We start from the raw sequence: 13,243 nt of genomic DNA, 5'->3' as shown, positions 1-13,243 counted from the left end.
TGCCAGATGAAATTAGAATGAAAAAGGCTGTATTTACAGCCTTTTTTATACAGGAAAATAATTATGTTTGGCGAAACGAACTTACAACTACTGATAAAAAATATGCGACCGCTGTTACAGCCGCAAAGCTATGTATTTGTATCTGTATCAAATGTTGACGCGTTTGATATGGGTAAGGTATTTGCGCGCATCAACGAGCCAGAAGGGGTGACGTTGATTCTCCTCAAACAACAAGCCGTTGAATGGCAGTTAGAATATGTTTCAGAGTTTTCGTTAATAACCCTGCAAATTCACTCAAGCCTTGATGCGGTAGGATTAACGGCAGCATTTTCAAGTGCGTTAGCAAAGCATGGGATTAGTGCAAATGTGATTGCAGGCTTTTATCACGACCATATTTTAGTTGCCAAGCAAGATGCAAACAAAGCTATCGATGTGCTTGAAACATTAGCGCAGCAAGCAGGTTAATTATGGATTCGTTATTCCACTGGATTGATTTATTTGGCGTTGCCGTTTTTGCGATCTCTGGTGCACTTGTCGCTTATAAAAAGAAACTAGATGGCTTTGGCGTAGTGGTTTTAGCATCTGCGACTGCAATAGGCGGTGGTACAACGCGCGATGTGATTTTAGATGTGCCGGTTTTTTGGTTAAAAGATCCTACGTATTTGATTTCGATTTTTATCGCTAGTGCTATCACCATTATATGGCTTAATCGTCAACGTGGCTTTCCACAGGTATTGCTTGAAATAGCAGATGCATTAGGGTTGGCATTTTTTGTGGTGATGGGGGTGCAAAAAGCCTTAAGTTTAGGTATGCCAGACTTAACAGCAATTGTAATGGGCACAATTACCGGCTGTTTTGGCGGCATGATCCGTGACGTACTGGCGCGTACCACACCTATGGTTTTAAAAAGTGAGTTGTACGCAACTACCTGTATTTTCGGTGGTATTTTGTATACTCAAAGTTTGAATTTAGGCGTACCAACCAATCTTGCCATGTTGGTGGGAATGCTAGGTACATTAAGCTTACGTATGGGCGCAATAAAGTGGGGCTGGAGCCTACACGTGTTCAAATACAATAAAGAAAAGTAAGCAGCTGAGCGCTAAATATACGCTACACTAAAAGAAAGAAATAAATTAAGGACAATGGAATGTCTTTTGCCTGTGTTTATTCCCGTGCACAAGTCGCGATGGATGCCCCGCTTGTTACCATAGAAATACATATCACCAGTGGCCTACCTAAATTTACCATAGTCGGTTTGCCTGAGGCATCAGTTAAAGAAGCTAAAGATCGTGTGCGCAGCGCAATTATCAACAGCCAATTTAAGTTTCCGCAAGAACGCATTACTGTAAATTTAGCGCCTGCCGACTTACCGAAGGAAGGTGGCCGTTTCGATTTAGCCATAGCAGTTGGTATTTTGTTGGCTTCTAATCAATTGGGCCAGCTCGATTTACGACAACTCGAATTTTTTGGCGAACTTTCTTTAAGTGGAGAAATTCGTCCGGTGCTGGGGCTGCTATCGTCGTTAATCGCCAACGTTAACAGCGAGAAAACGGTTTATATTTCAGCGTTCAACGCCAGTGAAGCGGCGTTAGTAACAAATTGTAATACCAAGCATGCCAGTAGTCTAAATCAGGTTTGCCAAGACTTAACGGGCCAGCAAGCGATTGAATTTACTTTAAACATCCCACAAGCTGAAGCATTAACTTCACGCTACACAATTGATATGGCAGAAGTAAAAGGTCAAGCTCAGGCCAAGCGTGCACTGGAAATAGCCGCAGCAGGAAAACATAATGTAATGTTTCTTGGTCCGCCTGGCACAGGAAAATCCATGTTGGCAGCTCGAATGGCAACCATTATGCCGCCACTTACCGAGTCTGAGGCGCTTGAAACCGCTACTGTCTATTCAATTATCGGTAAAACCATCAACAACAGCGAGTGGCAAGTAAGACCGTTTCGTGCGCCCCATCATACCTGCTCTGCAGTTGCTTTGGTTGGCGGCTCTTCTAATCCCAAGCCAGGTGAAATCAGCCTTGCCCACAATGGCGTGCTTTTTTTGGACGAGCTTACTGAGTTCGAACGCAAAGTATTAGACAGTTTGCGCGAACCATTAGAAACACGAAAAGTCACGATATCGCGCGCTGCAAGGCAGTCAGAGTTTCCGGCTAACTTTCAGCTTATTTGTGCGCTAAACCCCAGCCCGACAGGGTGTCATCGTGATAATCGCGCCTCGCCAGAACAAATTTTAAAATATTTAAGTCGCGTATCAGGACCATTTCTGGATCGAATCGATTTGCAAGTAGAATTACCTAAACTAAAAACCCACGAATTACAGTCAACACAGCAAGGCGAAAGCTCTGAGGTTATTCGTAATCGAGTGGTTGCAGCGCAGCAGCGGCAATACCAAAGGCAGGGCAAGTTAAATGCATTGCTGAGTAATAACGAACTTGACCAAGTCGTTACCCTCGATAATGAAAGTTTGGCGTTTATGGCACTGGTTACTGATAAGCTCGATTTATCACCGCGCTCGTATCATCGTGTGCTAAAAGTGGCGCGCACCATTGCTGATTTGGCCGCTGAAAAAACAGTTGCGCTAAATCATATTAAAGAGGCGATTAGTTACCGCGCGTTTGAACGGCTATTAAATACGCTTACACGTGTATAAATACTGCAGCTTAGGCGTTTCCTCAGTTGCACCACTATTAACCAGCTGTTAACATGAAGTTTGGTGCAATTGACAGGAGTTGAAATGAAAAAGTTAGCGAGTGTAATAGCCGGCATTTTATTGGTGGGTCAAAGCTTTTCAGCAAGCGCAAATGCTGATCGTGCGATGGATCTCTATCTCAATCAAGACTACGCGCAAGCCTTTAAACTTTTTCAAAAAACAGCTCATCTCGGTCATGGTAAAAGCCAATTTAATTTGGGTGTTCAATACTTACGCGGGCAAGGTGTACCGCAAGACCCAATTTTAGCATACGCTTACTTAGCAGTGGCGATTGAAAATGGCTTTCTAACCGCAAGACAAGCTTTAAAAACTGTTGAACGCCGTTTAACCCCAGCACAAACCAAAGCAGCAAAAGCGAAAGCAGATGAATTAATCGGTTTTTATGGTAAAGCTGGTAGCAAGAATATTCGCTATGCATTGCCATTTGGCCGTGCGTATAACCCGCCACCTAAACGCACTGAAAACCCAGAAGCCAAGTACCCAGGTAGTTTGTTTAAAGAGGGTATTCCAGGTATGGCACGATATCTATTTGATATCGACCGCAATGGTATTGTACGAGATATGCAGTTGTTACAAAGCTATCCTACTGATGAATTTGCGCAGAGCGTTCGTGAAAAACTTGAAAATTCACGTTACCAAATCTTAAAAGTAGGCGGTACGTTACGAAAGTTTAGCCAAGCGCAGTTTAGCGGCATGTTTAAACGCACAGATATTCCAGAAGAAACGCGTAAAAAACTAGCGAGCAAACACAAACAATTACTTGCTAAAGCAAAGCGTGGCAACAGCAAAGCCCAAGCAGAATTAGCTGATATGTTAGAGCTAATGAGCGACGACAATATGCTAAAGGTGGCTTATTTACCAGACGACACGGTTTCAAATTCACAAGGTGAGGCGAACTTACTCGCGAGCAATGCCGATAACTTTTCAAATAATATTCAGCTCGAAGAAGATTTTTATAACTTTGCTTACTTAGTATGGTTAGATAAGCAGGGTAATACGCTTCGCTTTGAGGCAACCGGTGATTATAAAGCACCGAAAGAGCTCGATGAACTAGCAGTTAAAACTATGAATAACTGGCAAGTATTGGTTAGCGGCGATGAACAAGCCGAATACGGCCCATTTTTAGCTGAGTTTTTCTATAACAATGAAGCGCGAAATAGTACTTACTCAAACTACCTTAATCGTCAAAACGTAAAACTGAAAAAGATTATTGCCAAGCCGCGTGAAGAGATGCCGAGTTACTGGCGTTTAAAAGCAGCACAAGGCGGTGATTTTGCATCACTTATGTTGTTAGGTTCGGGCTGCAACTTACGTATTTTAGGTACTGCTGCGGATCTTGGTCATACGCCAGCGCAAACCTTGGCTGCAAAATGCGTTTTACAAAAAACGAACGCAAATAAAGACCACCTTAATCAAGCGAAAGAGTGGCTAACAGCGGCTTCGGAACAGGGCGATTATATTGCAATGCGTGAACTTGCCGGCGTTTATGCGCGCGACTCACATAATCAAGGTGAACTAAATTACGCGATTGAGTTAACTAAAAAAGTGGTTGATGAGAAAGATGATCCATGGGCATATGAATATATGGCTGCGGCGTATGCTAAATTAGGTCAATTTGAAGAAGCCATTGATATGCAAGAAAAAGCAGTTGAAGAAGCATGGGACAAAGATTACTTTGTTGATGCAGCAAAAGCGCGCTTAGCAGCTTACGAAAATTCAAAGCTAGGTACGTGGTAAAAAGCTAATATTAATCAATTAAAAAAGGCCGCAAAAGCGGCTTTTTATATGTTTATTCGCTAGTTAAGTAAATTGTTATTATTAACCTAGGGCAATCATATAGCCTTTGCCACGTACCGTAACAATACGCTTTTGTTCTTTTTCATCGCCTAATTTCTTGCGTAGGCGACCAACTAATACATCTACGGTTCTGTCTGATGGGCTCCAGTCAGATTGACCGATTTCTTCTGATAGCTTTTCACGGCTAGTTGGTTTACCAGCATTACCTATTAATGAAATCAGTACTTTATGTTCTGCTTCAGTTAAGCGTATTTCGTCGCCACTGGCAATGATAAGCGTGCGATGTTCTGGGTGCACTTTGATATCTGAATATTCAATGTATTCGTCATTGGTTTGAAACAAGTTTAGACGCTTAGCAAGCGCTTTTAATCTTAGCTCTAGCTCAAGTAAATCAACAGGCTTACAAATGTAGTCATCTACACCTTGTGCTAACCCTAAAATGCGATCTTCTTGCGAATCGCGGCTTGAAAGTACGACCACACCGATATCGGAAACTAGATTTATCTCTTTAGCGAGCACTAGGCCGTCTACCTGCGGCAGTACAATATCAACAATCGCTAGTTTGATTTCGTGGTTTGAACGAATGATTTCAGCTGCATTTGCGCCGGTTTCGTCTACCACAAAACTAAAATCACTATTGCTAAAATGTGATTGAATGCGCCTTACTAGCAAGGAGTCATCTTCAACTAGAAGTACTTGTATTGTCATAATGCTCGTTAATGTGTTTTTCTGCCCGAAGCAATATTATCACCAATTTTGCACTGAATGAAAAATAGAAATGTTATGTCACAAAATGCGTGTGTACAGAAATAATAACGGCCCATTGTGGGCCGTTATTATTTACTAGTACTTAAATCTTATTTTTGTGCATATAAGTCGTTCCACCATTGTGGTTGTTCTTTTAGATGTTTGTCGAAATACGCAAGCATGGTATTCCACCAATGGAAGCGTTTATCACGTGCAAAAATTTGGTGGTCTGCGCCTTTATATTCAACTAATTCAACATCTTGACTCAGTAGCTTTAAGGCAGTGTACATAGTGTGGCTCTCGCCTACAGGTACATTTGTATCAGCATCACCATGGATCAGTAATAACGGTGTTTTTACCTTATCAGCGTTAAATACAGGGCTGTGCTCTGAATAAAGCTTAGCGTTATTCCAAGGGAAGCTGTTTTTGGAGGCTTCGCCCGAATATAAATAACCCCACCAACCTTGGCCCCAATAAGAGGTAATATTTGAAATACCCGCATGGGAAATAGACGCGCTAAACATATCTGTTTTGGTTGCCAGCAACATAGTCATAAAGCCACCGTAAGATGCACCTAAATTACCTACTTTGTTTTTATCAACAAAACTGTATTTATTTAAGAATGCGTTTGTACCTTTAATTATGTCATTTGCTGTGTATTCACCCCATGCATTTACGTGTTTAGCTGAGAAATCTTGGCCAAAGCCAGTTGCACCTGTAGGTTGTAATACGTACACCACATAGCCATTTTCTGCCCATAAATTAAATGGGTAGCGGCCGGTAAATGCGCGATTTACAGGTGACGTACCGCCATAGTAGTAAACTAACGCAGGGTATTGCTTTTGTTTATCAAGGTTACTAGGTAGATAAACGCGCCCTTTAATTTCAGTGCCTTGATCGTTAGTGAAATTAAATTCTTCCAAACTTGGCAATTGGGTATTAGCGTAGAATGCTTTTTTGCTATTAAATAAGGTTTTTGACTTAGTATTAGAGAGTTTCGTTTTTAATTGCACTTGTTGTGGCAATTGTGCGCCAGTTCCAGCGAAAACAAGGGTAGGTGACTTCTCATTAGAAACGCTAAAGCGTTCAATTACGTCAAGATTCGTTTTTACTTTATTAAAGCGTTTTTTACTTTCATCAAATACATATAGCTGGCGTTTGTCTTCTTCACCAACATTTAAAATCACATCGTCATTTTTTAATACGCTAAATTGGCCAATGCTTGGATCAAATGTTTTTGATAACGCAGTGATGTTTTTACCATCAAAGCTTACTGAATACAGTTGCGTGTCGTAATTGTTACTAAGCTGAGAGTCAGCAACCGTTTTACCTGCTTTTTCACCGAATTCAGGGCCAGCGGAAATGTATAAACCATCACTAGAATACTGCGCACTATTAAAAGTACGGTACTTGCCAATTGTAGTTTGGCTATTGTCTTTTAAGTTGTATTCCAGCAGTTCTGTTAGCATATGTGGCGGTGCAGCATAATCAGAAATAGAACGGCTTAATAACAGCGTTCCGCGTTTGCTATCAAAATCTTGTAAGCTAACACTAAATTCAGCTGGGCTAACTTGGCGCATTAAGCCTGAATTTACATCGTATAAGTAAACACTGGTTTTATTGCGTGCATACGACCAGCGATCTTCTAAACCATTATAATACTTAGTCAGCGATGTCGACTTTTCAGGGCGTTTAACCCAAGTAAATATAAGCGTGTCGTTATCATAAAAATCGACATTGCTAATACCAGATAGATCTTCACTTAATGCGCTGGTGGTTAGCGTTTTAAGGTTTAGCTTATATAGCACCTTATCACTTGTATATACAAGGTGGGTGTTATCGTCTGACCAAGTAAAATTGTTGGCGTTAGCTGGTAATGAGTAAACAATCTCGTTGTCTTTAACCGACTTGATAACAGTCTCTCTAATTGCCTTATTGGCGTTTTTATCGTTATAGCAGCGCGTTTGCCAAATTAAGTGCTTACCGTTTGGTGAAATGCTTAGGTTGCTTACGGTTTTGCTATCAAATAATTGTTTTGCGCTTAGTGTATTTGGCGCATCACTAGAAACACTGATTTTGCTCTCTTCAATTTCGCTGGTTAAATCTAAAGCTACTTTGCCCCAATCTTCAACACTTTCAGTAATAATGATTACTTGGTGTTGTCCTGTTGTTAGCGGTAGTTTATAAGCGTCGCCTTTTTTAGAGAGCAACTCGCCATTAAGATAAAAACTCGCCTCTTTAACACCATCTAACTTAAGTGTTGCAGGTGTAAAGCGCGTTGTTGTTAATGTGAACTTAAGGGCTTGTAGGCCGGGTTCAGTTAATGCATTTACCTTGCTTAAGCTTTGCCATTTTAGTGTATTACCAAAAAACGAAACTGACTTTTGGTCGGCTGTTAAGCTTTGTTTTAGATTGGTTAAAATGGCGTTTTTACGGTTTGTTTCAAATGGCTTGAGTGCGTTTTGCGGCGCAATTGGGCCTAAATAGTTAATCTTGCTTGCATCAATTACTTCAGCATGCGCTACAGGAGAAATAAAATAAGCGCTGAGCATTGCTGCTAAAAATGATTTTTTCATTATGAGTCCTTATGAAAATGCGTGACGAAATCATAGCGAAAAAAAGTATGAATGTATGCTTGAACTCGTTTAGTTGCAGCCCAATTATGGTGAACAACGAAAACGATTGTTAATCGATTTTGTAACGAGCTTTAATTGTTATGATTTATCGCTGTTTATAAATTAATACAATTAAAATGCGGTTGTTATACGCAGCACTGGTTTAATTGGGTAAACTAGTGACTGAAATTATTATTCGCCATGATTCGAGAGGTTACTGTGGCTTTGTTAATTACCTATATGCTGTTAGCTATAGGCATTTCGTTTATATGTTCAATAATGGAAGCGGTATTACTAAGTATTACCCCAAGCTATGTCGCCAGTTTAAAAAAGCAAAAACCAAAATTGGCTGCGCGCATTAACTCATTAAAAGAAAAAGTAGATCAGCCGTTAGCGGCGATCCTAACTTTAAATACGGTTGCACACACAGCCGGTGCTGCAGGTGTAGGTGCTCAAGCTGCCGCGGTATTTGGTGATGCGGCCATTGGTATTGCTTCTGCGGTAATGACACTACTAGTGTTAGTATTGTCTGAAATTATTCCTAAAACGTTAGGTGCAAACTATTGGCGTCAGCTTACGCCAATTGTATCGTCGTCACTTGTAGTAATGGTTCGCATATTAAAGCCGTTTATTTGGCTTTCAGACATAATTACCAAAATGCTCGGCAGCAAGCAAAGCGAAAGCCACTATATTCGTGCTGAAATTGAAGCGATGGCTGAAATGGGTAGCGAAGCAGGTGCACTTCATCAAGAAGAAAGCGAGCTCATTCGCAGCCTGTTAAAATTCCGTCACTTAAAGTTGGATACCTTATTAACTCCGCGCACAGTATTATTTAAAGTACACAAAGACTTAACAGTAGATGAGTATCTTAAACAACACGGTAGCGTGGCATTTTCACGTGTACTCGTGTTTGACCAAGACTCAGACGACATCATTGGTTTTGTGCACAAAAATGACATCATGCTGGCGTATCATCGTTTAGGTGAAGACTACAAAATTGCCAAGCTAGTTAAGCCAATTTATACCGTGCCTGAAACCTTGCATGTCCACACTTTGCTACATACGTTATTAGAAAAACGCATTCATATCAGCCTAATCGTAGATGAATACGGTGATGTACAAGGTATTGTGACGTTAGAAGACATGATTGAAAGTCTAATGGGCATGGAAATTGTGGATGAGCGCGACCAAACCTTTAATATGCAAACCATGGCTAAGGAAAAGTGGCAACAACGTGTTGATAATCATGAAAACCTGATTAAAAACGATGAGCACGGTGTTGATACTAAAACACCTGAAGTTGACAAAAAGTCGCTCAGCGATGAGTGTAACTAAGCTACAACAACATTTTGTAAACCTCGCTAAGCGTTTAAATGCTTGGCGAGGCATTATGGTGTTATTTGCCATTATTGGTGGTGCCTTGTTAGGTGCTTCGTTGCTATTAGACAATCCACAAATGAACAACTACCAAGTAGGCTATATTTTACTACTTGGTTGGAGTTTGCTCGGTTACTTTTTTATCGCCAGCTTTAGCTTGTATGATGGACATATTTCCGCCGATGCATCATGGCTCTCACGTGGTAAACATAAATTAGCTAAGATTTTTATTAGAATTATTACTCTAATTTTTGTATTGATGGTCGCAGTTACCCTATATTTAACGCTTCGCTTAATAAGTGTTTTCAGTAGTTAAATTTTAAATTGAATGTAATATTTAATTTTTAACATTAAATTGCATTTTTTAATCTTTTGTTGCCAATATTGTTAGCATTTAAACCACAAAAAACCTGTTAAAACCGTCTAAGATCTCCGCGATTTATAATTCATCATCTGCGAGCGTGTTATGACGAAAGTAAACAACCAGAATCTGCTGCAATTGCGTTTTATTGAGCAAGCATTTATCGAGCAGCTAAAACCTTCTTTTGATAACTTACCGGCAAACCCATATGCCGACGGTGCATTTCGTTTACGCCGTTACTCTGTAATTAAACTTGTTGATGGCAAATTAAGCCTGCAACCAACTAAAGCATTTGTTCAAGATGACTCAATTAACCAATTCCAAGGCAACATTGAGCGTACTTACGAAAACCTTGAAGAGTCGCTGCTAGCGACTGACGGTATGCAGCATTTAGTTAACCAATTTATCGAAATGTCAGGCATTGCTAGCGATACTGATATCGAAATTCATCAGTTCCGCATGTTAGCGATTGATGCAGATACACCACCAGCACCAGAAGGTGTTCACCAAGATGGTTTTGACCATGTTTGTGTTGCTGGCGTGTCACACAGCAATATTGAAGGTGGTGAGCTACTAGTTTACGAATCACGCGATGCAGAACCATGTTTCAAAATGGAAATTAAAGACGGCATGTTTGCCATGGTGAATGACCGTCAGGTATGGCACAACGCAACACCAATGAACAAAATCGACAACGATAAAGTAGGCTACCTAGACTGCTTTGTATTAACAGCGTAGGAACTGATAATGCAATTAACTAAAATCCGTAAGCAGTTTCCAGCGTTAATGCAGGAAGTAGCAGGAAAATCACCGGTATTTTTAGATGGCCCAGGTGGCTCACAAGTACCGCAAAGTGTTTTAACTGCCATGTCAGCTTACTTAGGTCGTTACAATTCAAACTTAGGTGGCGCATTTTTCTCAAGTCATCAAACCGTTGACCTAGTAAACAAAGCACGTGAAAGTGCGGCAACATTGTTAAATGCACCAAGCAAAGAGCAAATTGTGTTTGGTCCGAACATGACCAGCCTAACCTTTAGCTTTAGCCGTGCGGTTAGCCGTGATTGGCAAGCGGGCGACGAAATTATCGTAACTAATGCAGATCACTTCTCAAACGTATCTAGCTGGCAGCAAGCGGCAGACGATAAAGGCGTAAAAGTTCACGCATTAGAAGTGGATACAGCAGACTGTAGCCTTGATTTAGTGCAGTTAAAATCATTACTCAATGAAAACACTAAGCTTGTTGCCGTTACTTACGCATCAAACACCACAGGTACTATCAACGACATTAAAGCGATTGTTGATATGGCACACCAAGTAGGTGCGCTAGTGTATGTTGATGCTGTGCATTATGCGCCGCACATGCTGGTGGATGTACAAGCACTTGATTGTGACTTTCTAGCGTGTTCTGCGTATAAATTCTTTGGCCCACACTTGGGCATGGTTTACGGTAAGCGTGAACACCTAGAAGGTTTTATGCCATATAAAGTAGAGCCAGCGACTGATTTAATTCCGGGTCGTTGGGAAACGGGTACGCAAAGTTTTGAAGCTATGGCTGGTTTTATTCAAGCTGTTGAATACATTGCAAGCCTAAGCGAACTTGATGAAAGTGAGCCACTGCGCGCGCGTTTAGAAATGGCTTTTGCCAATGCTAAACAGCATGAAGATGCGCTTTCGAAATATTTCCTTGAGCGCATCGCTAAGTATAAATCAGTAACCTTATACGGTATTTCTGATCTGTCGCGTTTAGCCGAGCGTACACCTACCTTTGCTATTAATATTACGGGCGTAACGCCACGCCAAGTGTCTGAGCACTTAGGTAAAGAGCATATTTGTGTGTGGGACGGTAACTTCTACGCCAAAGGATTATGCGAACAGCTTAACGTGTTAGATAACGGCGGTGTAATTCGCATTGGTTGTATGCACTACAACACAATCGAAGAGCTAGAGCGCTTCTTTGATGTATTAGAGCCGCTACTTGCATAAGCTCACAATACATGAATTTGAAAAAGGGTAACTGAGTTACCCTTTTTTATTGGATAATGCCAGCAGCAAAGTAAATAACTCGAACTCAATTAAATATATTAGAGCCAACTTGAAGTTAACCAGCTTTAAATACAAAACCCGCAAAGGGCCAGATTATCGCCATGGCGAGCAGGTGTCGTTTTTAGATATAAAACATACCTTTGGCATGGGTAATATTCGTGTGGGCAGCTGGGTAACGCGCGAAGAGAGAGACCTTGCCGCTAATTTGGTATTCGATGCACTGGCTGATTTAGCCTATATATTGGCATTACCGCCGCAAGCAATGGGGCTGCGTGGCAACTTAAACCTTGCCTTTGGTAGCGGTGGGCGAAAGGGCGTGCAAGCGCATTACGCGCCTCATTATCGCGAACTGGCACTGGCTAAAAACGCAGGAGCAGGGGCACTTGCCCATGAGTTTTGGCATGCCTTTGATCATTACATTGCCGATAAAGCCTTTGATATTAATGATACAGAACTCTTACCAAACCGCACTTTATTCGCCAGCGACTGCTGGCTGAAAAACAAAACACACATTGCTCACCCGTTAAATGATCGCCTAATAAATATTTTTAGCGCCATGCTATTAAGCGATGACGGCCAAGATAAAAACGACTTTGTTGCACGCAGCGTAAAAGCTGATTTAGCGTTATCGAGAAACTACTTTTCATTACCCACCGAAATGATGGCGCGGGCTTTTGAAGCCGCGGTTGAGACTTGCCCTGATATTGAAAACAGTTATTTAGTGGCGGGCACAACAAACCTAGATGTAATGCCGGTGTTTCCTGACTTAACCCATCGGCAAAAAATTTATGAGTCGTTGCTGGCGTATTTTAAGCCGCTTGGAATGGCATTGAGTAAGTGATGTACTTTTTATGTAGCTTTTAATCTTGGCTGCTGGATTATTTGATACTTGGTTTGTCGCGCTGGCGACGGCAGCCAAAGGGAGGCTAACGCCGGCCTCCCTTTGGAATCCCTCGGCGCCCCGAAATCAAACAGATTCCTCAAAGAATAAATTGAAATGAACGCAAACAGTATGCAATCGCCATCCATGGCTCAAGCATACTTTTGCCAGCATCCATGCTGGCAATTGCTCTTCAATTTAATCTTTTCGGGTTTGATTTAAGGGGGGAGTGATGCTAATCACTGCATTTTAAATTAAGGGAGTATTCACCTTATTTCAACACGACTGGTTGTATTAGTTTAATTTTTGAGAATCTTACTTTCATTTAAAGCGTTGCCATTTTATGATCGCAATTGCTTTCTTCTAAAGATGAAGTATTTGATTCATCGAATCCGTCACTTTCGATACATTCTAGTTCTTGATCTTCAGACTTTCTGATTAACTCAGATGCAAATGAATATCCAAAAGCTTCTTTATAACCTTCTAAAAATTGTTCGCTTTCTCTAAATTCAAAGAATAGAGGGAAATTATGATAGGAGCTTTCTGTAATCATCTCTCCATCTCCCTTAATTTTTAGCATAATCTCTTTCGCTTCATCAAAATTATCGGAAAGAACTGCATTTGCTAATTTAAAGTCATTTATTGAAGCGGACCAGTCAACAGAGCCTAATACTTTTTGAGCTTTACCACTTTGACCAGAC

At 41.0% G+C, this 13,243-nt stretch carries 11 protein-coding genes and 1 pseudogene; 9 read left to right on the top strand and 3 right to left on the bottom strand.

All coding sequences use genetic code 11. The features are described from left to right. The first annotated feature begins 63 nt into the window (after positions 1 to 63). The 4 genes from L1068_RS18380 to L1068_RS18365 all read left to right on the top strand — a co-directional run bounded on the left by L1068_RS18380 (position 64) and on the right by L1068_RS18365 (position 4,459). A complete protein-coding gene (locus L1068_RS18380) occupies positions 64 to 465 on the top strand; it encodes an ACT domain-containing protein (protein WP_237131386.1) in 402 nt (133 codons plus the stop codon). Between the two features lie 2 nt (positions 466 to 467). After that, a complete protein-coding gene (locus tag L1068_RS18375; RefSeq protein WP_237131385.1) occupies positions 468 to 1,088 on the top strand; it encodes a trimeric intracellular cation channel family protein in 621 nt (206 codons plus the stop codon). A gap of 59 nt (positions 1,089 to 1,147) precedes the next feature. Beyond that, entirely contained in the window at positions 1,148 to 2,662 is a 1,515-nt protein-coding gene (locus L1068_RS18370) for a YifB family Mg chelatase-like AAA ATPase (protein WP_237131384.1), read from the top strand. Between the two features lie 84 nt (positions 2,663 to 2,746). Next, positions 2,747 to 4,459, top strand: coding sequence for a hypothetical protein (locus L1068_RS18365; protein WP_237131383.1), 1,713 nt, complete (start codon positions 2,747 to 2,749; stop codon positions 4,457 to 4,459). A gap of 81 nt (positions 4,460 to 4,540) precedes the next feature. Here L1068_RS18365 and L1068_RS18360 read toward each other — a convergent pair whose 3' ends face one another. Both L1068_RS18360 and L1068_RS18355 read right to left on the bottom strand, forming a co-directional pair. Then, positions 4,541 to 5,227 carry a response regulator transcription factor gene (locus L1068_RS18360; protein ID WP_010561224.1) on the bottom strand — a complete coding sequence of 229 codons (687 nt, stop codon included), beginning with the start codon at positions 5,225 to 5,227 and terminating at the stop codon, positions 4,541 to 4,543. Between the two features lie 149 nt (positions 5,228 to 5,376). After that, positions 5,377 to 7,842 (bottom strand): prolyl oligopeptidase family serine peptidase, encoded by a 2,466-nt coding sequence (locus L1068_RS18355; protein ID WP_237131382.1) that lies wholly within the window; start codon positions 7,840 to 7,842, stop codon positions 5,377 to 5,379. Positions 7,843 to 8,100: 258 nt separating this feature from the next. On the opposite strand from L1068_RS18355, the gene L1068_RS18350 reads away from it, so the two are divergent. The 5 genes from L1068_RS18350 to L1068_RS18330 all read left to right on the top strand — a co-directional run bounded on the left by L1068_RS18350 (position 8,101) and on the right by L1068_RS18330 (position 12,503). Next, positions 8,101 to 9,216 carry a CNNM domain-containing protein gene (locus L1068_RS18350; RefSeq protein ID WP_237131381.1) on the top strand — a complete coding sequence of 372 codons (1,116 nt, stop codon included), beginning with the start codon at positions 8,101 to 8,103 and terminating at the stop codon, positions 9,214 to 9,216. After that, positions 9,203 to 9,574, top strand: a complete 372-nt coding sequence (locus L1068_RS18345; RefSeq protein ID WP_237131380.1) for a hypothetical protein — start codon at positions 9,203 to 9,205, stop codon at positions 9,572 to 9,574. Before L1068_RS18350 ends, L1068_RS18345 begins: the two co-directional genes overlap by 14 nt. Positions 9,575 to 9,724: 150 nt before the next feature. Then, a complete protein-coding gene (locus L1068_RS18340) occupies positions 9,725 to 10,357 on the top strand; it encodes a 2OG-Fe dioxygenase family protein (protein WP_010561220.1) in 633 nt (210 codons plus the stop codon). Positions 10,358 to 10,366: 9 nt separating this feature from the next. Then, positions 10,367 to 11,602, top strand: coding sequence for a cysteine desulfurase-like protein (locus L1068_RS18335; protein WP_237131379.1), 1,236 nt, complete (start codon positions 10,367 to 10,369; stop codon positions 11,600 to 11,602). Positions 11,603 to 11,711: 109 nt separating this feature from the next. Then, positions 11,712 to 12,503, top strand: coding sequence for a CLCA_X family protein (locus tag L1068_RS18330; protein WP_237131378.1), 792 nt, complete (start codon positions 11,712 to 11,714; stop codon positions 12,501 to 12,503). Between the two features lie 364 nt (positions 12,504 to 12,867). Here L1068_RS18330 and L1068_RS18325 read toward each other — a convergent pair. Beyond that, a pseudogene (locus tag L1068_RS18325) lies at positions 12,868 to 13,243 on the bottom strand (hypothetical protein); the annotation flags it as partial.

It is taken from the genome of Pseudoalteromonas sp. MMG024 (genome assembly GCF_021654175.1).
In the GTDB taxonomy this organism is placed as follows: Bacteria; Pseudomonadota; Gammaproteobacteria; order Enterobacterales; family Alteromonadaceae; genus Pseudoalteromonas.
This window is presented reverse-complemented; position numbering and strand designations above follow the sequence as displayed.

Coding starts and splice junctions, on each gene's coding strand:
- L1068_RS18380 (WP_237131386.1), top strand. CDS start 64: ATGTTTGGCGAAACGAACTTACAACTACTGATAAAAAATATGCGACCG.
- L1068_RS18375 (WP_237131385.1), top strand. CDS start 468: ATGGATTCGTTATTCCACTGGATTGATTTATTTGGCGTTGCCGTTTTT.
- L1068_RS18370 (WP_237131384.1), top strand. CDS start 1,148: ATGTCTTTTGCCTGTGTTTATTCCCGTGCACAAGTCGCGATGGATGCC.
- L1068_RS18365 (WP_237131383.1), top strand. CDS start 2,747: ATGAAAAAGTTAGCGAGTGTAATAGCCGGCATTTTATTGGTGGGTCAA.
- L1068_RS18360 (WP_010561224.1), bottom strand. CDS start 5,227: ATGACAATACAAGTACTTCTAGTTGAAGATGACTCCTTGCTAGTAAGG.
- L1068_RS18355 (WP_237131382.1), bottom strand. CDS start 7,842: ATGAAAAAATCATTTTTAGCAGCAATGCTCAGCGCTTATTTTATTTCT.
- L1068_RS18345 (WP_237131380.1), top strand. CDS start 9,203: ATGAGTGTAACTAAGCTACAACAACATTTTGTAAACCTCGCTAAGCGT.
- L1068_RS18340 (WP_010561220.1), top strand. CDS start 9,725: ATGACGAAAGTAAACAACCAGAATCTGCTGCAATTGCGTTTTATTGAG.
- L1068_RS18335 (WP_237131379.1), top strand. CDS start 10,367: ATGCAATTAACTAAAATCCGTAAGCAGTTTCCAGCGTTAATGCAGGAA.